General features: G+C 70.8%; 17 protein-coding genes. 12 read left to right on the top strand and 5 right to left on the bottom strand.

Features of this window, described 5'->3' with window-relative positions; genetic code table 11:
• The first annotated feature begins 191 nt into the window (after window positions 1–191).
• Window positions 192–3,791, top strand: coding sequence for a cobaltochelatase subunit CobN (gene cobN / locus LY40_RS16045; protein ID WP_258937338.1), 3,600 nt, complete (start codon window positions 192–194; stop codon window positions 3,789–3,791).
• A 271-nt stretch (window positions 3,792–4,062) separates the two neighbouring features.
• Here cobN and ilvD read toward each other — a convergent pair whose 3' ends face one another.
• Window positions 4,063–5,736, bottom strand: a complete 1,674-nt coding sequence (gene ilvD / locus LY40_RS16040; protein WP_183778714.1) for a dihydroxy-acid dehydratase — start codon at window positions 5,734–5,736, stop codon at window positions 4,063–4,065.
• Between the two features lie 42 nt (window positions 5,737–5,778).
• Between ilvD and LY40_RS16035 the strand changes: the two genes are divergently transcribed.
• Both LY40_RS16035 and LY40_RS16030 read left to right on the top strand, forming a co-directional pair.
• Window positions 5,779–8,184, top strand: a complete 2,406-nt coding sequence (locus tag LY40_RS16035) for a Tex family protein (protein WP_258937483.1) — start codon at window positions 5,779–5,781, stop codon at window positions 8,182–8,184.
• A 147-nt stretch (window positions 8,185–8,331) separates the two neighbouring features.
• Window positions 8,332–8,796, top strand: coding sequence for a GreA/GreB family elongation factor (locus LY40_RS16030; RefSeq protein WP_183778716.1), 465 nt, complete (start codon window positions 8,332–8,334; stop codon window positions 8,794–8,796).
• A gap of 148 nt (window positions 8,797–8,944) precedes the next feature.
• On the opposite strand, the gene LY40_RS16025 is transcribed toward LY40_RS16030, so the two are convergent.
• From LY40_RS16025 to mftR, 3 genes are all read right to left on the bottom strand, one after another.
• Window positions 8,945–10,780: an NPCBM/NEW2 domain-containing protein gene (locus LY40_RS16025; protein WP_258937337.1), complete on the bottom strand. Its 1,836-nt coding sequence runs from the start codon at window positions 10,778–10,780 to the stop codon at window positions 8,945–8,947.
• Window positions 10,781–10,925: 145 nt separating this feature from the next.
• The gene (locus LY40_RS16020) at window positions 10,926–11,759 is read right to left on the bottom strand and encodes an alpha/beta fold hydrolase (RefSeq protein WP_183778720.1); all 834 of its coding nucleotides are present in this window, start codon (window positions 11,757–11,759) and stop codon (window positions 10,926–10,928) included.
• Entirely contained in the window at window positions 11,750–12,364 is a 615-nt protein-coding gene (mftR, locus tag LY40_RS16015; RefSeq protein WP_258937336.1) for a mycofactocin system transcriptional regulator MftR, read from the bottom strand. Before mftR ends, LY40_RS16020 begins: the two co-directional genes overlap by 10 nt.
• An 80-nt stretch (window positions 12,365–12,444) precedes the next feature.
• Here mftR and mftA point away from each other — a divergent pair, with 80 nt between their 5' ends.
• From mftA to mftE, 7 genes are all read left to right on the top strand, one after another.
• Window positions 12,445–12,543: a mycofactocin precursor MftA gene (mftA, locus tag LY40_RS16010; protein WP_183655698.1), complete on the top strand. Its 99-nt coding sequence runs from the start codon at window positions 12,445–12,447 to the stop codon at window positions 12,541–12,543.
• On the top strand, window positions 12,533–12,814 hold the full coding sequence (gene mftB, locus LY40_RS16005) for a mycofactocin biosynthesis chaperone MftB (protein WP_183778725.1): 282 nt from the start codon (window positions 12,533–12,535) through the stop codon (window positions 12,812–12,814). The genes mftA and mftB overlap by 11 nt, the downstream gene beginning before the upstream one ends.
• Window positions 12,815–14,032: a mycofactocin radical SAM maturase gene (gene mftC / locus LY40_RS16000; RefSeq protein WP_183778727.1), complete on the top strand. Its 1,218-nt coding sequence runs from the start codon at window positions 12,815–12,817 to the stop codon at window positions 14,030–14,032.
• Window positions 14,032–15,204, top strand: a complete 1,173-nt coding sequence (gene mftD, locus LY40_RS15995) for a pre-mycofactocin synthase MftD (RefSeq protein WP_183778729.1) — start codon at window positions 14,032–14,034, stop codon at window positions 15,202–15,204. The genes mftC and mftD overlap by 1 nt, the downstream gene beginning before the upstream one ends.
• A gap of 6 nt (window positions 15,205–15,210) precedes the next feature.
• Window positions 15,211–16,002, top strand: coding sequence for a mycofactocin-coupled SDR family oxidoreductase (locus tag LY40_RS15990; RefSeq protein ID WP_183778731.1), 792 nt, complete (start codon window positions 15,211–15,213; stop codon window positions 16,000–16,002).
• Window positions 15,999–17,333 (top strand): mycofactocin biosynthesis glycosyltransferase MftF, encoded by a 1,335-nt coding sequence (gene mftF / locus LY40_RS15985; protein WP_258937335.1) that lies wholly within the window; start codon window positions 15,999–16,001, stop codon window positions 17,331–17,333. Before LY40_RS15990 ends, mftF begins: the two co-directional genes overlap by 4 nt.
• 101 nt (window positions 17,334–17,434) lie before the next feature.
• The gene (gene mftE / locus LY40_RS15980) at window positions 17,435–18,100 is read left to right on the top strand and encodes a mycofactocin biosynthesis peptidyl-dipeptidase MftE (protein WP_258937482.1); all 666 of its coding nucleotides are present in this window, start codon (window positions 17,435–17,437) and stop codon (window positions 18,098–18,100) included.
• On the opposite strand, the gene LY40_RS15975 is transcribed toward mftE, so the two are convergent.
• Complete coding sequence (locus LY40_RS15975) at window positions 18,088–18,312, bottom strand: hypothetical protein (protein ID WP_183778737.1); 225 nt, start codon at window positions 18,310–18,312, stop codon at window positions 18,088–18,090. The two genes, mftE and LY40_RS15975, sit on opposite strands and share 13 nt — an antisense overlap.
• Window positions 18,313–18,676: 364 nt before the next feature.
• On the opposite strand from LY40_RS15975, the gene LY40_RS15970 reads away from it, so the two are divergent.
• Window positions 18,677–19,528: an SAM-dependent methyltransferase gene (locus LY40_RS15970; protein WP_258937334.1), complete on the top strand. Its 852-nt coding sequence runs from the start codon at window positions 18,677–18,679 to the stop codon at window positions 19,526–19,528.
• 312 nt (window positions 19,529–19,840) lie between these two features.
• Window positions 19,841–21,235 carry an FAD-binding oxidoreductase gene (locus LY40_RS15965; protein WP_258937333.1) on the top strand — a complete coding sequence of 465 codons (1,395 nt, stop codon included), beginning with the start codon at window positions 19,841–19,843 and terminating at the stop codon, window positions 21,233–21,235.

Genomic DNA, 21,235 nt, shown 5'->3' with positions numbered 1-21,235 from the left:
TGCTGGTCCCGGCTCCGCGGGGCCCCGCGCGGGAAACGGCGCGCTGCCAACGAAAGCCGCGTGCGCCGATCAGGGTGGCACGAAGGGACCCTTCGTGCCGTCTCCCCCAGGTCAGCGCACTGCGGAGCAATACGTCACCTTGACTCGCCACGGCTGCCCCCGGAGAGTTGGCGGCCGAGGAGGAACCACCTGTGATCTTGCTGCTGTCCACGTCGGACACCGACCTGTTGAGTGCGCGCTCGAGCGGCGCCGACTATCGCCTTGCCAACCCCGCCCGCCTCGATCTCGAGGAGCTGCCAGGGCTGCTCGACGGCGCGCCGATCGTCGTCGTGCGCATCCTCGGCACCGAGCGCACGTGGGCCGAGGGACTCCGCATCGTGCGCGAGAGCGGTGCGCACGTGGTGGTGCTCGGCGGCGAACAGGCGCCGGACGCGGAGCTGATGGCCCTGTCGACGGTCCCCGTCGGCACCGCGACCCAGGCGCACACGTATCTCGCCCACGGCGGACCGGAGAACCTGGCGCAGCTGCACCGTTTTCTGTCCGACACGCTGCTGCTGACCGGCGACGGGTTCGAACCTCCCGCCGAACAGCCCTCGTGGGGCGTGCTGCCGCGGACCTCGAGCGGCCCGGCCGACGGTCCCGTCGTCGCGATCCTCTACTACCGCGCGCACCACCTGTCCGGCAACACCGCGTTCGTGCACACGCTGGCCGATCAGGTCGAGGCCGCCGGCGGGCGGCCGCTGCCGATATACTGCGCGTCGCTGCGCTCGCGCGAACCGGAGATGATGGCCGAGCTCGAGCGCGCCGATGCGCTGCTGGTGACCGTACTGGCCGCAGGCGGCACCCGGCCGTCCGAGGCGGGCGCCGGCGGCGACGACGAGTCGTGGGACGTGGCCGAACTCGCCGCGCTCGACGTCCCGACGTTGCAGGCGATGTGCCTGACCAGCGATCGGGACACGTGGCTCGACAACGACGAGGGCCTGTCCCCCATGGACGCGGGCAACCAGATGGCCGTACCGGAGTTCGACGGCAGGCTCATCACCGTGCCGTTCTCGTTCAAGGAACTAGACGAGGACGGTCTGCCCCACTACGTGCCGGACGCCGAACGCGCGTCGCGGGTCGCTCGCATCGCGCTGGCACACGCCCGCCTTCGCCACACACCCGCCGCCGACCGCAAGATCGCGCTCATGCTGTCGGCGTACCCGACGAAGCACTCGCGCGTCGGCAACGCGGTCGGGCTGGACACACCCGCCTCGGCCGTCGAACTGCTCCGCCGGATGCGCACCCAGGGATACGATCTGGGACCGGACGCGTTCCCGGGCGTCGATCCGACCGGTACGGATCAGCCCGACGGCGACGCACTGATCCACGCGCTGATCGAGGCCGGCGGCCAGGACCCGGAGTGGCTCACCGAGGAGCAACTCGCGGGCAACCCGATCCGAGTGCCCGCCGCGCGCTACCGGGAGTGGTTCGACCAGCTGCCGCAGCAACTGCGCGAGGGGATGATCGAGCACTGGGGCCCGCCTCCGGGCGAGCTCTACGTCGACGGTGGCGAGGACGGCGACATCGTGCTGGCGTCGCTGCAGGCGGGCAACGTCATCCTGATGATCCAGCCACCGCGCGGCTTCGGCGAGAACCCGGTCGCGATCTACCACAATCCGGATCTGCCGCCGAGCCACCACTATCTGGCCACCTACCGCTGGCTGGAGGAGGAATTCGGCGCCCACGCGGTGGTGCACCTGGGCAAACACGGTTCGCTGGAGTGGCTGCCCGGTAAGACCGCCGGGTTGTCCTCGGCGTGCGCACCGGACGCCGTCCTCGGCAACCTGCCGATGATCTACCCCTTCCTCATCAACGACCCCGGTGAGGGCGCACAGGCGAAGCGCAGGGCGCACGCCACGATCATCGACCACCTCGTACCGCCGATGGCGCGCGCCGAGAGCTACGGCGACATCGCCAAGCTGGAACAGCTTCTCGACGAGCACGCCAACATCTCGGCGATGGACCCGGCCAAACTGCCCGCGATCCGGCAGCAGATCTGGACGCTGATGCAGGCGGCCAAGCTCGACCACGACCTCGGTCTCGAGGAGCGGCCGCACGACGCGGAGTTCGACGACATGCTGCTGCACGTCGACGGCTGGTTGTGCGAGGTCAAGGACGCGCAGATCCGCGACGGGCTGCACATCCTCGGTGAGGCTCCGGCGGGCGAGGCGCGCGTCAACCTCGTGCTGGCGATGCTGCGGGCGAATCAGATGTGGGGCGGCACCCAGGCCGCGGTGCCGGGACTGCGTACCGCACTCGGGCTCAGCGAGGACGCACCGAAGTCCGATGTGGACCGCATCGAGGCCACCGCTCACGAACTGGTCGACGCGATGGAGCAGCGCGACTGGTCGCCCGGCGCCGTCGACGAGGTCTGCGCCGCCGTGGACACGGACGTGCGGGCGGACGTGGCCTCGGTGTTGCGGTTCGCGGCCGATGAGGTCGTGCCGCGACTCGCGGGCACGAGCGGCGAACTCGACGCGATCCTGCACGCGCTCGACGGCGGGTACATCCCGGCGGGTCCGAGCGGCTCACCCCTGCGCGGGCTGATCAACGTGCTGCCGACCGGTCGCAACTTCTACACCGTCGACCCGAAGGCGATCCCGAGCAGACTGGCGTGGGAGACGGGCCAATCGCTCGCCGATTCCCTGCTGAAGCGCTACCGGGCCGACAACGACGACGAGTTCCCCCGCTCGGTGGGGCTGTCGGTGTGGGGTACGTCGGCGATGCGCACCTCCGGCGACGACGCCGCCGAGGTGCTCGCGCTGCTGGGTGTCCGGCCGGTGTGGGACGAGGCCTCGCGCCGGGTCACGGGTATCGAGCCGATCCCGCTCGACGAGCTGGGCAGGCCGCGGATCGACGTCACGGTGCGCATCAGCGGGTTCTTCCGCGACGCGTTCCCGCACGTGGTGAACCTGCTCGACGACGCGGTCCGCCTCGTGGCGACGCTGGACGAGCCGGAGACGCAGAACTTCGTCCGCGCCCACGTGCGCGCGGACGTGGCCGACCACGGCGATGAACGCCGTGCCACGACCCGGATCTTCGGCTCGAAGCCGGGTTCGTACGGTGCCGGTCTGCTGCCGCTGATCGATTCGGGCAACTGGCGTGACGACTCCGACCTGGCGGAGGTCTACGCCGTGTGGGGCGGCTACGCCTACGGCCGCGGTCTGGACGGCGCCGAAGCGCGCCAGGACATGGAGAGTTCGTACCGGCGGATCGCGGTGGCTGCCAAGAACACCGACACCCGCGAACACGACATCGCCGACTCGGACGACTACTTCCAGTACCACGGCGGGATGATCGCCGCGGTACGCGCACTGACCGGCAGTGCGCCACGCTCGTACATCGGGGACAGCACCAGTCCGGACGCGGTCCGCACCCGGTCGCTGTCCGAGGAGACGACCCGGGTGTTCCGTGCCCGCGTCGTCAACCCCCGCTGGTTGGCGGCGATGCGGCGGCACGGCTACAAGGGCGCGTTCGAGCAGGCCGCGACGGTGGACTACCTGTTCGGCTACGACGCCACAGCCGGCGTGGTCGACGACTGGATGTACGAGAAGCTCACCGAGTCGTACGTGCTCGACAAGGAGAACCAGGACTTCCTGGCACAGGCCAATCCGTGGGCGCTGCGCGGCATCATCGAGCGGCTGAACGAGGCGGCCGATCGAGGCCTGTGGGCCGAGCCGGACCCGGAACTGATGTCGGCCATGCAGGAGGTCTACCTCCGGATCGAGGGCGACCTGGAAGACAGGTGACGTCCTCGCCCGTGGGTGCATGACAGGCCTGGCCCGTCATGCACCCACGGTGCCCGGCACGGTCGCCGCACACGGGCGGGCCTACGGCCCAGTGCCGGTGCGGAGGCGGCCACCGCACCGGCTCCGAGCCTCGACGGAGCCACCGCGGCCGCGATGGCAGAGCCCGCGGGCTCGGGCTCCGGCTCCGGCTCCGGCTCGGGCTCCGGCTCCGGCTCCGGCTCCGGCTCGGGCTCGGGCTCGGGCTCGGGCTCGGGCTCGGGCTCGGGAGGCCTCAGGAGCAGACGGCTCCCTTCGCCGCCGTGCCCACCGTTTTCGCGTACTTGGCGAGCACGCCGGTCCTGCGCGGCACCGGGGGCATCTCCCAGCCCTCCGCCCTGCTTGCCAGTTCCTCGTCGCTCACGCCGACATCGAGTACGCGCCGCTCCATGTCGAGGGTGATCGGGTCACCGTCCCGGACGAACGCGATGGGCCCGCCGTGCGCGGCCTCCGGTGCCACGTGCCCGATGCACAGGCCGGTGGTGCCGCCCGAGAACCGGCCGTCGGTGAGCAGCAGCACGTCCTTGCCGAGCCCCGCGCCCTTGATCGCACCGGTCACCGCGAGCATCTCGCGCATCCCGGGCCCGCCGCGCGGGCCCTCGCCGCGGATCACCACGACATCGCCGGGCTGCAACGAGCCGAGTGCGTCCATGGCGGCCTGTTCGCCGTCGAACACCCTCGCCGTGCCCTCGAACCGGGCCGAGTCGAAGCCCGCGCTCTTCACGACCGCGCCCTCGGGAGCGAGGCTGCCGTGCAGGATCGTCAGCCCGCCCGTCGGGTGGATGGGTTCGTTGAGCTTGCGGATCACGTCGCCGTCCAGTTCGGGCGGCGCCAGCTCGGCGAGGTTCTCGGCCACTGTCTTGCCGGTGACCGTGAGACAGTCGCCGTGCAGCAGACCCGCGTCGAGCAGCGCCTTCATCACGACGGGCACGCCGCCGACCCGGTCGACAGCGGTCATCACGTGCCGCCCGAACGGTTTCACGTCGGCCAGGTGCGGCACCCGGTCACCGATCCGGGAGAAGTCGTCGAGGGTCAGTTCCACCTCGGCCTCGCTCGCGATGGCCAGCAGGTGCAGCACCGCGTTCGTCGACCCGCCGAGTGCCATGACCACCGCGATCGCGTTCTCGAACGCCTCGCGGGTGAGGATGTCGCGAGCGGTGATGCCCTTCGCCAGCAGCCCGACGACGGCCTCACCGCCGGCCCTGGCGAACCGGTCGCGGCGGCGGTCCACCGAGGGCGGACTGGCCGAGCCCGGCAGCGACATGCCCAGTGCCTCGGCGGCACACGCCATCGTGTTCGCCGTGTACATGCCGCCGCACGCACCCTCACCGGGGCAGATGGCGCGTTCGACCTTGTCGACCTCCTCCCGAGTGATCAGCCCGCGCGCACAGGCACCCACTGCCTCGAACGCGTCGATGATCGTCACCTCGCGGCCGTCGACACTGCCGGGCAGGATCGAGCCCGCGTAGAGGAACACCGACGCCACGTCGAGGCGCGCAGCGGCCATGAGCATCCCGGGCAGGCTCTTGTCGCACCCGGCGAGCAGCACGGCCCCGTCGAGGCGTTCGGCCTCCATCACCGTCTCCACCGAGTCGGCGATGACCTCTCGCGACACGAGCGAGAAGTGCATCCCCTCGTGGCCCATCGAGATACCGTCCGACACCGAGATGGTGCCGAACTCCATCGGGAACCCTCCGCCGCCGTGCACACCCTGTTTGCTCGCCTCGGCCAGCCGGTCCAAGGACAGGTTGCACGGGGTGATCTCGTTCCACGACGACGCGATCCCGATCTGCGGCTTCGCGAAGTCCTCGTCGTCCATGCCGACCGCTCGGAGCATCCCGCGAGCGGCCGCACGTTCCATCCCATCGGTCACCTCGCGGCTGCGAGGTTTCACGTCATGTTCGGCCATGGGGAGATCCTCCCCCGAATCCGGCCGGACCGGCAGGGCACAATGCCCTGCGTGGTTCAGACGGTGTCCATTCCCCAGAAGATCGCCGACGAGCTCGGCGTCCGCCCCGGTCAGGTCCAGGCGACGGTCGAGCTGCTCGACGGTGGTGCGACCGTGCCGTTCATCGCCCGGTACCGCAAGGAGGTGACCGGCACCCTCGACGACACGCAGTTGCGCACCCTCGAGGAACGCCTGCGCTACCTACGGGAACTCGAAGAGCGCCGGACGGCCGTCCTCGAGTCGATCGACTCCCAGGGCAAGCTCGACGACGAGCTCAGAGCGAGCATCATGGCGGCCGAGACGAAGGCCCGCCTCGAAGACATCTACCTGCCGTACAAGCCGAAGCGCCGCACCAAGGCCCAGATCGCGCGGGAAGCGGGTCTCGAACCGCTCGCCGACGAGTTGCTGGGTGATCCGACGACCGAGCCGCAGGCGGCCGCCGAGGCCTTCGTCGACGCGGAGAAGGGCGTCGCGGACGCCCAGGCCGCGCTGGACGGGGCGAAGGCCATCCTCGTGGAACGGTTCGCCGAGGACGCCGACCTGATCGGCGAACTGCGCGAGCGCATGTGGAACCGGGGCTGGATGACCTCGAAGGTCCGGGAAGGCAAGGAGACCGAGGGCGCCAAGTTCGCCGACTACTTCGACTTCGCCGAGCCGCTGACGAAGCTGCCCTCCCACCGGGTGCTGGCGCTGTTGCGCGGGGAGAAGGAGGAGATCCTCGACCTGTCGACCGAGCCGGAGCAGCCCGCGAACCCGGACGAGGCGCCCCGGACCGGCCCGACCGACTACGAGGTGCGGATCGCCGAACGTTTCGGCATCGACGACCGGGGCAGGCCGGCCGACAAGTGGCTGTCGGACACGGTGCGCTGGGCATGGCGCACCAAGATCCTGCTGCACCTGGGCATCGACCTGCGTATGCGGTTGCGGCAGAACGCCGAGGACGAGGCCGTGCGGGTGTTCGCCACGAACCTGCGTGACCTGCTGCTCGCCGCCCCGGCGGGTACGCGCGCCACGATCGGCCTCGACCCCGGCTACCGCACGGGCGTGAAGGTCGCCGTCGTCGACTCCACCGGCAAGGTCGTCGCGACCGACACGATCTACCCGCACAAGCCGCAGGCTCGCTGGGACGAGGCGATGGCGACGCTGGAGAAACTGGCTCGCGAGCACGGCGCCGACCTCATCGCGATCGGCAACGGCACGGCCTCCCGGGAGACCGACAAGCTCGCGGCCGACCTGGTGAAGGCGAAGCCGGAGCTCGGACTCACCAAGATCATGGTGTCCGAGTCGGGTGCCTCGGTGTACTCGGCCTCGGCCTACGCCGCGCGGGAGCTGCCGGACCTGGACGTGTCGTTGCGCGGCGCCGTCTCGATCGCGCGGCGCCTGCAGGATCCGCTCGCCGAGCTCGTGAAGATCGACCCGAAGTCCATCGGCGTCGGCCAGTACCAGCACGACCTGTCGGAGTCGAAGCTGTCCCGGTCGCTGGACGCGGTCGTCGAGGACTGTGTGAATGCGGTCGGCGTGGACCTCAACACCGCGTCGGTGCCGCTGCTCGCCCGGGTGTCGGGCATCGGCACGTCGCTGGCGGAGAACATCGTCTCGCACCGCGACGCGACCGGACCGTTCCGCACGCGGGACGGGCTCAAGGACGTGGCGCGGCTCGGGCCGAAGGCGTTCGAGCAGTGCGCGGGCTTCCTGCGCATTCCCGGCGGCGACGACCCGCTCGACGCCTCGGCCGTGCACCCCGAGGCCTATCCGGTGGTGCGGCGCATCCTCGACCAGACCGGCACGGGCATCCGCGAGCTCATCGGCAACACGCGGGCGCTCGGCGGGGTCAAGGCCGAACGGTTCGTCGACGACACGTTCGGCCTGCCGACCGTCACCGACATCCTGTCCGAGCTCGAGAAGCCCGGCCGGGACCCGCGTCCGGAGTTCACGACCGCGACGTTCGCCGACGGTGTGGAGAAGCTGTCGGACCTCGACCCGGGGATGCGCCTGGAGGGTGTCGTCACGAACGTGGCCGCGTTCGGCGCGTTCGTCGACGTCGGCGTGCACCAGGACGGCCTGGTGCACGTGTCGGCCATGTCGCACAACTTCGTCAGCGATCCGCGCGAGGTCGTCAAGCCGGGCGACGTGGTGACCGTGAAGGTGCTCGCCGTGGACGCCGACCGCAAGCGCATCTCACTGACCCTCCGCCTCGACGACGAGATCACGCCCGGTGAGCAGGACGGTGGCAAGCCCCGGGGTGGCAAACCGCGCGGCGGCGGTGACCGCGGTGACCGCGGCGGACGCCAGGGCGGCAAGCAGGGCGGTAACCAGGGCGGCCGGCAGAATCGGCAGGGCGGCGGCAAGCAGGCCGCGGCGGGTGGCGCCATGGCCGACGCCCTCCGCAAGGCCGGTTACAGCGGCTGACAGGCCCGGCCGTTCATTCGGTTCTCCCTCACGTGACCTCGGTGAACACGGCCCGTGCCGGGTAACACGTGGCGAGGTGAGCACACAACGTCGACAATGTCGTAGATCGCGGCGCGAACGTCGTCGGATCACGTGAGGGAGGACCGGATGACGTCGACCGGAGGCTTGAGCGCCAAGACCCGTGAGCGCCTCCAGCAGGAACTGGATGCGCTACGGCAGCAGCGCGAGTCCCTGGCTCCACGGCTGGGCGAGGATCCGCTGGGCGACAGTGCCGATCAGGCGGACCTGCTGGAGCGCGCCGAGTCGGTGTCGAAGCTCGACCGGCGGATCGCCGAGATCACGGATCTGCTGCACGGCGGCCCGACCGCCGAGCAGAACGAGGGGCTGTTGCCGTCGGGCACGCGGGTGACGCTGAAGTTCGAGGACGGGGACACCGAGGATCTGTTCGTGGTCGGGTTCACGGCTGAGGCGGACGACGAGCTGTCCAGCCTGACCGCCGACAGCCCGCTCGGCCGCGCCATCGCCGGTCATGCGAAGGGCGACACGATCACCTATCGCACGCCCGGTGGTCAGGTGTCGGCGGAGATCGTCGAGCTCACACCCCCCGAGTGACGACCTACGCGGTGAACCGCCGGTACCGGGCGGTCCGGCCCGGTTTCCGTCGCTGCTGTCACAGCAGGGACAACCGGGCCGGATCACCGATCCCTCGTGGTGGGCCGCGCGTTCCGGCTCGGGCCGGCGTAGCTCGGCCGGTCGCGACTCAGCCTGCGCAGGTCAGAGTCGCGTCACCCCAGTCGGCGTAGTCCCCGGTCGAGGTGCCGTCGGCGTCCTCGGCGATCAGCCGCACGGTGTCGGCACCGTCGATCGCCGCATCGACCGCCACCGCCGGGTCTCCCTGCCGGACCACGCCGCTGCGGTAGATCTCCGTGCCGTCGGCCTGGACGACGAACACGACGTCCCCGGCGTCGCCGTCCGGGTACGGCCTCCGCTGCGATCCCTGCGGGATGTTGTCGTCCAGCCCGGCCAGCGCGGTCAGCCGCGAACACCGGCCGCCCGAGTAGAACGTCGCCGAGGCAGGGGCGAGCATGCCGATTCCGTGCTCGTAGGTCGTGCCGTCGATCGTGATCGCTCCGCGGTCGGCCGGTGCCGGGCCGCCGTTGGTGCGGTCACGTTCGACGGGGCCGTGGGTGTTGGTCTCGGCGAGCAGCGGCAGATCGGAGAGGCGTGTCTCGCCACTCGGGGCCGCGGCGACCGCCACGTTCCGGGAGGCCCTGGCGATCTCCCGGCCGGCCCGGTCACGTGCGACGACACCGATCGCCTCGTCCGCGAAGGCGTTCGGCGCCCGCAGCGTCCAGGTCAGCCGCTCCCGCTGTCCCGGCTTGACGGGACCGACGGAGCGCGTCGTGTCCGCGTCGGTCGCCCAACCGTCCGGCAGGTCGAGTTCGATGGTCGCGCCGCCGATGGCGCCGTTGCCGAGCCGGGCCACCGTCGCCGTGACGTCCACTGACCGTCCCGGGGCCGCGGCCTCGACCGGCGTGTCCAGCGTGAGCGTCGTGCGCCCGACTCCCCGGTCGGCCTTCGGCACGGTCAACTGATTGATCACGCTGCCGCCCCGCGCATCACGCGCGCGGACGACGGCACCGGCAGGGCCTGTCGTGACCTGGATGTACTGCCGGTTCAGCACCGCACCGGTGTCCACAGCCGTGAAGCCGTCCGGGTGACCACCGGGGACGCGGACCCGCGAGGCCCACCAGTCCCGGCCGATGTCGGCGTGGGTGTGGGAGGAGAAGAGCACGGCCTGCGGATAGTCGCCGAGGATCTCGCGGATCTCTTCTTCCATCAGGTGGTAGCGGCCCGCGTCACCGTCCGACTGGGTCACGGTGTCCGACAGCGGATAGTGCGTGAAGACGAAGAACGGCTTGCCGGTGCGGCCGTGGGTTTCCACCCGGTCCCGGAACCACTCCAGCTGCTCCGAACCGATGTGGACGTGATCGTCGAGGTTCGGGTCCTCCCACCACATCAGCTCGTCCGGGCCGATGCCGATCAGCGGGACACCGTTCACGACGCGTTCGCCGTAGACCTTGTCGGTTCCGGCGAAGTCGAAGTAGGTGCCGTAAAGGTCCTCGGGAACGAAGCCGTTGGGCCAGCTCGGTTGGCACAGCGTCTGCTGGTCGCACCAGGCGGGCGCGTACGCCTCGTGGTTGCCGAACGAGGTCAGCAACGGCTGGTTGCGATCGTGCGCGTCCATGACCTCTCGAACCTCGGCGTACTCGTCGGCGTAGCCGCGGTCGACGATGTCGCCGTTGATCACCGTGGCGGCGGATCCGGGTGCGGCCCGCTCGGCGTCGGTGAGCACCGCGTCCCAGTCGTCGATGTGACCCTGGATGTCGCTGAAGACGTCGAAGGTGGTCGTGCCCGGGTCGCCAGGCTTCGGCTCGGCGTGCGCAGGGCCGCCGGGCCGGGCGGCTTCCGGCGCGGGGTTGCCCGCCGCGGCGAGGCCGGGCTGGGCCAGCAGGACCGCACCGGTGAGCGCGGCCAGCAGCACGCGGAGTCGGGGGCTACGGGGACGGGTCCGGGGAGTGCGTTGTACGGCCATGCGGTCAGCCTGTTCGTACAACAGGACCGGCTGCCGACATCGAGACGATCTTGCCGCTGCTACTGGGTGAACGGGGAGAATCGTGACCGTTCGACCGATATGTCGCGGATCCGGCCTCGGCCGGCCCCGGCGGCGCCCGCGACCGTCACGTTCCCCTGTTGGACGCCTGCGCGGTGAGCCACCGGTGCAGCCGAGTGGCCAGCCGCGCGGGCTGGTCGAGTTGGATCAGGTGGCCCGCGTCGTCGATGAGCTCCAGTTCGGCGCCCGGGATGGTCGCGGCGAGCCGGTGGGCACGGTCGACCGGGATCCACGTGTCCTCGCGGCCCCAGACGACGAGCACGGGCAGGTCGAGTTCGCCGTACCGGGGCTGCACCGCGTCGGTGTAGGCCTGGTCGGCTTCGGCCATCTGCCGGTAGAACGCCCGCTGCCCGACCTCGCCGAGCCACGGTGCGACGAGCGCGGCGAGATCGGCTTCGCGCAGTCCGCGGTGGCTCGCCCCGCTGATGTAGGTGCGTACGAGGCTTTCGTGGATGTCCGGGGTGAGTGTCGTGAACGCGTCCGGGGTCTCGCGCACCTGCCGGAAGAACTCCGATCCCCAGGGGGCCAGCGCGACGACGTCGACGAGCGCCAGGGAGGCGTAGGCGCAGCCGTGCAACAGGTGTGCCCGCAGGGACACGGCGCCGCCGTAGTCATGGGCGACCAGGTGGGGCCGGTCGAGGTTCCAGTGCTCGAGCAGCTCGGCGAGCAGCTCGCCCTGGACGTCGAGCGACACGGCGTGTTCGGGGAGTTTCGACGACGCCCCGTAGCCCGGCATGTCCCACAGGTAGACGGTGAACTCGGCCGACAGGGCATCGGCGAAGGGTTCCCACAACCGAGACGACCACGGCGTGCCGTGGCAGAACACGACGGGCGGGCCGCTACCGCGCGAGGCCCAGCGGACGGCACGGCCACGCCAGTCGAACGTCTCGGTCAACTGCATCGGGACTCCTCTCCGAAACCGCGTGCCAGCTCGGCGAACGCGGTGTCGAGCACGGTGGCCAGGTCACTGCCGGGGTCGCCGAGCCAGTGCTCGTAGGCGGCGAGCGCAGTGCCGAGTGCGGCGTGGGCGATCGCCTGCGGTCGCAGGTCGCCCGGGTGCACTCCGGTCCGGTGAGCGGCGAATTCGGCGACCACCGCGCGCCAGTCGGCGTACCGCAGCGTGGAGTGCGCCTGGAGTGCGGGCACGCGCAGGATCAGCTGGAGCCGCCTGCGGTGCCGGTCCGTCTCGCCGGCCTCCACCCGGTTGAAGTCGACGACCACCGCGCGCAGTGATTCCATGACGGGTTCGGCCGGCGGACGGGCCGCGAACCGTTCGCGCATGTATTCGAGCTGGTCGGTGAACGCGCCCCACACGACGTCGTTCTTCGAGTCGAAGTACCGGAAGAACGTGCGCCTGCCGATGCCCGCGGCCTTCGCGATGTCGTCGACGGTGGTGGCGTCGAAGCCGTTCCGGTCGAACAGCCGGAACGCGACCTTCTCGAGTTCGACCTGACTGGTCGAAGGGCGCCGACCTGGCCGTCCGGGCGAATTTGCCGCGGTACTCACCTGACCCCCTTCCATTTGACACCCGGTGTCATTAATGTCGGGTGTGCTGTCACACACAACGACGTGAAAGGTAGCGTGCCATGTCCGAGAACCACACGGTCACCACCGCCGAGGCGGACATCGAGGAAGACCTGCTCGTCGAGGAGGTCTCCATCGACGGAATGTGCGGTGTCTACTGAGGCATTCGCCCCGGACCGGCCGTATCGACTCTCCCCGAGTGTCGCTCTGCGGCCGGAACCGTTCGGGGCGCTCGTCTACGACTTCACCACGCGGAAGCTCTCCTTCCTGAAGACCCGGCTGCTCGTCGACGTCGTGCACGCGCTGGAAAAGACGCCGGACGCACACGCGGCACTGCGGTCGGCCGAGGTACCCGACGGCCAACACGACCAGTACCTCGACGCCCTCGCGGGGCTCGCCTCCGCGGGCACGATCGAAGTCAGAGGTGACTAGATGAAACTCGTCGAGCATTTCCAGCACGGGCTCGACGCACCGATCTGCCTGACGTGGGAACTGACCTACGCCTGCAATCTCTCGTGCGTGCACTGCCTGTCCTCCTCCGGCCGCCGCGATCCTCGGGAACTGTCCACAGAGGAATGCAAGGCCGTCATCGACGACCTGCAGCGGCTGCAGGTGTTCTACATCAACATCGGCGGCGGCGAGCCGACGATCCGTTCGGATTTCTGGGAGATCGTCGAGTACGCCGTCGACCACCAGGTCGGCGTGAAGTTCTCCACCAACGGGGTACGGATCACGCCGGAACGCGCGCGGTGGCTGGCCGAATCCGACTACGTGGACGTGCAGCTGTCACTCGACGGCGCCACTCCCGAGGTCAACGACCCGGTCCGCGGTGACGGCTCGTTCGACACGACCATGACCGCGATGCGCAACCTGCGCGACGCCGGTTTCACCGGGTTCAAGATCAGCGTGGTCATGACCCGCCACAACATCGGCCAGCTCGACGAGTTCAAGCGCATCGCCGACGAGTTCGACGCCCAGCTGCGGATCACCCGGCTGCGGCCGTCCGGGCGCGGCGCGGACACGTGGGACGAGCTGCACCCGCTGCCCGAGCAGCAGCTCGAACTGTACGACTGGCTCGTCGCCCACGGCGAGGACGTGCTCACCGGTGACTCGTTCTTCCACCTCAACGCGCTGGGCTCGACGCCGCTGCCCGGGCTCAACCTGTGCGGTGCCGGGCGCGTGGTGTGCCTGATCGATCCGATCGGCGACGTCTACGCCTGCCCGTTCGCCATCCACGACGAGTTCCTCGCGGGCAACGTGCGTGACGAGGGTGGATTCACGTCCGTGTGGCGCGAGTCCGACCTGTTCGCACGCCTGCGCGAACCGCAGACCGGCGGGGCGTGCAGTTCGTGTTCGGCGTTCGACACGTGCCAGGGCGGCTGCATGGCGGCGAAGTTCTTCACCGGACTTCCCCTGGACGGCCCCGACCCCGAGTGCGTCAAGGGCAACGGCGAGCGTGCCCTCGAACTCGTGGGAGCGGGCGCGCCGAAACCGACGCCGGACAAGGATCACTCCCGCCCCGGCAAGAAGAAGCAGGCGGGTGTGCCGGTCGCGATCGGCTGGGGCCCGCCCGAACCGGAACGCCTGCCGGACCGTGCCTGTGACACCAGTCCACTCGCCGGCATGCCGGCCCCGAAGGAGGTGCGCTGATGGCGAGCACGAAGGACTGGTTCGAAACGGTCGCCGAGGCGCGCGAGCGCGCCCGCAAGCGGCTGCCGAAACCGGTGTTCCTGGCCCTGCACGCAGGGTCGGAGGCAGGCGGAACCCTGGCCGACAACACGGCGTCGTTCGCCGAACTCGGCCTGCGACCGCGGATCGCCGACCTTCCGCCCGAGCGGGAGCAGGCGACGAGGGTACTCGGGACCGACATCTCGCTCCCGGTGATCGTCTCGCCCACGGGCGTGCAGGCGGTGCACCCGGACGGTGAGGTGGCGGTCGCCAAGGGCGCGGCCCAGTCGGGTACGGCGATCGGGCTGAGCTCGTTCGCCTCCAAGCCGATCGAAGAGGTCGCCGCGGTCAACGACAACACGCACTTCCAGGTGTACTGGCAGGGCAGCCGCGACGACATGCTCGCGCGTATGGAGCGTGCCAAGCGGGCGGGCGCGAAGGCGCTGATCGTCACGTTGGACTGGGTGTTCGCGACCGCCCGCGACTGGGGCTCGCCGCCCATTCCCGAGAAGGTCGACCTGAAGACGGCCGTGAAGTTCGCTCCGCAGGTGCTCACGCGGCCGGGCTGGCTCGCCACGTACCTGCGCTCGGGCTCGCTGCCGGATCTGACCACCCCGAACATCGTGCCGCAGGGCCAGAAGGGTCCGCCGTTCTTCGGAGCCTACGGCGAGTGGATGGGCACTCCTCCCCCGTCCTGGGACGATCTGGCCTGGCTGCGCAGCCAGTGGGACGGCCCGTTCGTCATCAAGGGCGTCTACCGGCCCGAGGATGCGAAACGCGCCGTGGACATCGGGGCGAGCGCGATCTCGGTGTCCAACCACGGCGGCAACAACCTCGACTCGACACCCGCCGCGATCCGTACCCTTCCCGGCGTCGCCGGCGCCGTCGGCGGACAGATCGAGGTGCTGCTGGACGGCGGCATTCGGCGCGGCAGCGACGTCGTCAAGGCCCTCGCTCTGGGTGCGAACGCCGTGCTGATCGGCCGTGCCTACCTGTGGGGCCTGGCCGCGGGCGGCGAACGCGGCGTGCACAACGTGCTGGAGATCCTCCGCCAGGGCATCGACAGCACGCTGTACGGACTCGGCAAGAAGTCGGTGCACGATCTGGAGCCCAGCGACGTGGTCGTGCCGGACGGCTTCACCCGGGGTATGTGACCCGGCGTGGCGGTTGCGCTGGTGACAGGGGCGGCGCGCGGGATCGGCGCCGCGGTGGTCCACCGGCTCGCCTCGGCGGGCTGGCGGGTCGTCGCGGTCGACGTGGCCACGGCGCCCGATGACGACCCCGATGCACTGCCCGAGGTCACCTACCCGCTCGGCACCCGGGAACAGCTGTCCACTGTGGCCGGCGAATTCCCGGGTGCCGTCACCGACGTGGTCGCGGACGTGCGCGACGCCGACGCACTGCGCTCGGCAGTCGCCACGGCGGAGGCCGAGTTCGGCGGCCTCGACGCCGCGGTGGGGTGCGCCGCCGTGATGGCGGGCGGCACGCCGCTGTGGGAGACGACCGACACCGAATGGTCGGCGCTGTTCGACACGGGCGTGACCGGCGTGGCGAACCTGGCGAGGGCGGCCGTGCCCGCACTGCTGCGGTCACCGAACGGACGGTTCGTCGCGCTCGCGTCGTCGGCGGCGCACCACGGCCTGTGGCACCTGGCCGGTTACAACGCGGCCAAGCACGCCGTCGTCGGGCTGATCAAAGGCCTGGCCGCGGACCTGCGCGGCACGGGCGTGTGCGCAACGGCCGTCTCGCCCGGTTCGACCCGCACCGACCTCCTCGACGCGACGGCTCGCCTCTACGATCTCGAGAGTATGGACGAGTTCGCGAACCACCAGCTCCACCAGCGACTCCTCGACCCTGACGAGGTCGCCGCAGTCGTGGCGTTCCTGTGTTCGCCGGAGTCCTCGGCGATCACGGGAACCGTCGTGCACGCCGACGGCGGGTTCCGGCCGTGAAGCCGGGCACGCGGTTCACCCTGGACGTCGCCGCCCGCCGCACCGGCGCCGTCGTGATCGGCGGCTCACCGCTGCGCCTGGTCCGGCTCGGTTCGGCGGGTACGCGGATGCTGGACGGGTGGACCGCCGGTGAACCACTCACCGAATCGCCCGGCCAGCTGCGACTGGCGCGCAAGCTCGTCGACGCCGGCATTCTGCACCCGAGGCCGCCGGCGGGGCCGTCACCGTCCGATGTCACCGTGGTCGTCCCGGTGAAGGACGACGCGACGCGCGTCCGGCGGCTGCGGGAGGCGACGGCCGAGTGCGGCGGGCACGTCGTCGTCGACGACGGCTCGACCGAACCCGTACCGGACGCCGACGTGCGTCACGAGACCCCGCGCGGCCCGGCGGCGGCCCGCAACTCGGGCAGCGGCAGGGCGGCCACCGAGTTCGTGGCTTTCCTCGACGCCGACACCGTGCCCGACCCCGGGTGGCTCGACGCGCTGCTTCCCCATTTCGGTGACCCGTCGGTGGTGGCGGTCGCGCCCCGCGTGCGCAGCTCGCCCGGTGACAGCCTGCTCGCACGATACGAACTCGAACAGTCCAGTTTGGACCTCGGCGCGCGGCCCGCCCCGGTCCGCCCGATGAGCAAGGTCAGCTACGTGCCGACGGCGGCGCTCGTGGTCCGCCGCGGAGCCCTGACCGCCGCGGGCGGCTTCGACGAACAGTTGCGCTACGGCGAGGACGTCGACCTCGTGTGGCGGCTCCTCGACATCGGCGCGGTGCGGTACGAGCCCGCCTCGGTGGTGCGGCACGAACCGCGTCCGACGGTGCGCTCGTGGCTGCGGCAACGGTTCGACTACGGCACGTCGGCGGCCCCACTGTCGCAGCGGCATCCCGAACGGCTCGCCCCGGCTCGGGTGTCCGCGGTCACGACGGCGGCCTGGGCGCTGGTGGCCGTGGGACGTCCGCTGTCCGCTACGGCCGTGGCCGCGGGCGCGACCGCGCTGCTGGCACGGAGACTGTCGACGTCCACCCGCGACGTACCGAACTCGGAAGTGGTCCGGCTCGCCGCCCGTGGCCAGCTGGGTGCAGGCAGGCTGCTGGCCGCCGCGTCCCGGCGCGTGTGGTGGCCGCTGCTGCTGCCGACCCGGCGCGGTCGTCGACTGCTCGCGGCGGCGTACCTGCCGTTCGCCGCGCAGACCGGCTCGCCGGGACGGCTGGCCCTGCGCATCGCCGACGACGTGGCCTACGGCGCCGGAGTGTGGACCGGATGCGTGCGGCACCGCACGGCCACTCCCCTGTTGCCGCAGTTCACCGAGCGGCCGTTCGCCCAGGGCCGAGGCCGGTGACGGACTCCGGCTCCGGCTCCGGCTCCGGCTCCGGCTCCGGCTCCGGCTCCGGCTCCGGCTCCGGCTCCCGACATGACCCGGACCACGACGCCGGCGCCGAACTGGGCCGGTCGGCCTGGCCCGAGGTCGGCGAGTCGGTACTGGCCGTACCCCTCGGCGCGACCGAACAGCACGGGCCGCACCTACCGCTGGACACCGACACGACCATCGCCGCGGACCTGGCCCGCAGGCTCGCCACACGGGTACCGGACGTCGTCGTCGCGCCGGCGGTGCCCTACGGCGCGAGCGGCGAGCACGCGGGGTTTCCCGGCACGCTGTCGATCGGCACGCCGGCACTCGAGCACCTGCTCGTCGAGCTGGGCCGCTCGGCCGACGGGTTCCGCGGCGTCGTGTTCGTCAACGGCCACGGCGGCAACACCGAGGCGCTGCGGGCGGCGGTGCGGCTGTTGCGTGAGGAGGGACGGCACGTCCTCGCGTGGGCACCGTCGGGACCGGCCGACGACAGCCACGCTGGCCGCACCGAGACGTCGGCGATGCTGCACCTGCGGCCGGACGACGTGCGCCTCCACGTCGCGGCGGCCGGTGCCACCGCACCGCTGCCGGAACTGCTGGACGCGCTGCGGGAGGGCGGCGTCGGCGCGGTGAGCGCGAACGGTGTGCTCGGCGACCCTGCGGGCGCCTCGGCCGCCGACGGGCTGCGACTCCTCGAGGCGTGGGCCGACCACCTGGCCTCGGCCGTGCGCACCTGGTCGGGTCACGGGTCCTGATCCAGTGCCGCTGTCGCAGCGGCCCCTTCGAGTTCCGCGGCGCGGGTGAGCAGGCGTGTGGCCACGTGCTGCAGGTTGTCGCCGAGTGCACGCAGCCCCTCGGCGGGCAGTTCGCCACCGTCCTGGTGGGTACACAGCTCGACGACCGCCTCGCCGAGCCGCGTGTTCACCGCGGAGAGGTGGACGAGCAATTCCCGGTCACGGCGGATCATCCGGCCCCCAAATTCCTTCTGCCCATGCTCTGCAGCCCAGCAGCTCTGCAGCCCAGTTGCCCTGCTGCCCGGGGCGCCACCAAGGCATCACCCCGGGGCATCACCCCGGCACCACTGCGCGCGTCCCCGTGACGCGCGCTGCCGGGCATCGCTTCCGCAGCACACTAGCAGAGCGGACCGACGCGGTGCAGCGCGGTGTGGCCCTGTCGGGTGACACGAGTAGTTGCGGCGGATGCGACGATCACCCTCGCGAGGGAAGTGCCGTCCGTCCCGGACACCCGGCGCGACCTGGTGACACGGCGGTGGAGCACGGTGAGCGTGGAGGCAACGCAGTGAACGTGGAGACAGTGAGCGTGGAGGCACAGTGAGCGCAGAACCCGACGACGCGTTGCGCGCGATCAACGAGAGCCTGGACAAGCCGTCCGCGGCCCGGATCTACGACTACTTCATCGGCGGCGAGACGAACTACGCCATCGACCGCGCCTTCGCCGAGAAGGCACGGGAGCGCATCCCGCAGCTCGGCGAGTACTGCCGCACCAGCAGGCAGTTCCTCGGCCGCACGGTCCGCTGGTGCGCCGCCGAGGCGGGCATGCGCCAGTTCGTCGACCTGGGTTCGGGTCTGCCGACCGTGGGCAACGTCCACGAGGTCGCCGACGAGGCGCGGCCGCAGTGCGACACCCGCGTCGTGTACACCGACAACGAGCCGATCGCGCTGACCCACTCGGAGATGCTGCTGGCCGACACCGCCGACACCGACCGGCACGTCGCGATCGCCGCCGACGTGATGAAGCCCGACGAACTGTGGTCGCGCGTCATGGCCACCGGTCTGATCGACCGCGACGAACCCGTCGTGATGCTGGTCAACGCCGTGCTGCACTTCCTCAAGGACGAGGCGAACCCCGACCGACTGCTCGAGTTCTACCGCAACCAGCTCCCTCCCGGCTCGCTGCTCGTGCTGTCGCAGATGACCAACGAGAACCCGGCGAGCGAATCCGAGCGCAAGGCCCTCGACGACCTCGTCGACTACTACGAGAACACGACGAATCCCGGGCAGTTGCGCACGTCGGACGAGTTCGCCCGGTTCTTCGGCGACTTCGAACTCGTCGACCCGGGCCTGGTCTACGCGCCCGCGTGGCGCCCCGACGAGGACACCCTGTTCGCGCGCGTGCCGTCGGAGTCGCGGGTGATCGGCGGCGTGGCCCGTAAGCCCGCCTGACCGGCCGCGCCCGAGCACGCGCCACCCCCACCGTCGCGCGTGTCCTGCACCCAGCACCGCGTGTCCTGCACCCGGCACCGCGTGTTCTGCACCCAGCACCGCGTGTCCTGCACTCGCGCCGCCGTGTCCTGCACCCAGCACCGCGCGTGTTCCGGGCCCGAGACCCGTGTTGCGGTTCCCAGCGGATCGACCGCCACGCCCACCGACGCGCGGCCCGTGACCCGAGTTTCGTGTGTCGCGGCGGCCTCCCTCGTTCCTCCGAGTGCATGACTCGAACTGGCAGGCCACGACGTTCGGGGCCATGATCGGGGTATGCGCTCCAGCGGTGCCGCCGATCCGACCGGGTCCGGAAACGCCGAGCAGTCCGCTCACAGCGGGTACTCCCGGCGTGTGACAGCTCTGCGCGAAGACCTGGCGGCGCTGCCCCCGGACGCACCGGTGCGGCTGGCCAAACGTACGTCGAACCTCTTCCGCCCGCGCACTCCGGCGGACGCGGGGCTCGACGTATCGTCGTTCGACCATGTGCTGTCGGTCGACCCGGTGGCACGGACTGCCGACGTCGAAGGCATGGTCACCTACGAGCAGCTCGTCGACGCCGCGCTGCCGCACGGCCTGATGCCTCTCGTGGTGCCGCAGCTGAAGACGATCACACTCGGGGGCGCGGTCACGGGCCTGGGAATCGAATCGTCGTCGTTCCGCGCCGGAATGCCCCACGAGTCGGTGCTGGAGATGGACATCCTGACCGGGGACGGCGACATCGTCACCGCCACTCCCGACGGCGAGCACAGCGATCTGTTCTTCGCGTTCCCGAACTCCTACGGCACGCTCGGCTACGCGCTCCGGCTGCGTATCGAGCTGGCACCGGTGCGCCCCTACGTCCGGCTCGACCACGTCCGCTTCTCCGATTCCGGCCGGTTCTTCGACCGCCTCGCCCGCGCCTGCCGTGAGCACGAGGCGGACTTCGTCGACGGCACCGTCTTCGCGCCCGGCGAGCTGTATCTGACGCTCGGGTCACTGGAGGGCGAACCGGACCGGGTCAGCGACTACACGTGGCTCGATATCTACTACCGCTCGATCCGCGAACGCCCCGTTGACCACCTGCCGGTGCGTGACTACCTGTGGCGCTGGGACACCGACTGGTTCTGGTGCTCCCGCGCGCTCGGCGCACAGAACCGGCTCGTGCGACTGCTCGCCGGCCCTCGGCTGCTTCGGTCCGATGTGTACTGGAAGGTGGTCGACGCCGAGCGCAGGCACGGCTGGCTCGCTCGCGCCTCGCGTCTGCTCGGCAGGCCGGAACGCGAATCGGTGATGCAGGACGTCGAGGTGCCGATAGGCAGGGCCGGGAAGTTCCTCTCCTTCCTGCACCGGGAGATCCCGATCAGTCCGATCTGGATCTGCCCGCTTCGCCAGCGGGACTCCCGGCGCTGGCCGCTGTACGAACTGGACCCGGACGAGCTGTACGTCAACTTCGGGTTCTGGGGCACGGTCCCGCTCGCGCCCGGCGAATCGCAGAGCACCCACAACCGGCGTATCGAAGAGGTCGTCACGGCACTCGGCGGGCGCAAGTCGCTGTACTCGGAGAGTTTCTACGACCCCGACACGTTCTGGCAGCTCTACAACGGACCGGCGTATCGGGCCGTCAAGCAGCGGTACGACCCCGGTGGACGACTGCTCGACCTCTACGCGAAGTGCGTGCAAGCGAGGTGA

The sequence above is a fragment of the Prauserella salsuginis genome, assembly GCF_024648885.1.
GTDB classification, from domain to species: domain Bacteria; phylum Actinomycetota; class Actinomycetes; order Mycobacteriales; family Pseudonocardiaceae; genus Prauserella; species Prauserella salsuginis.
This window is presented reverse-complemented; position numbering and strand designations above follow the sequence as displayed.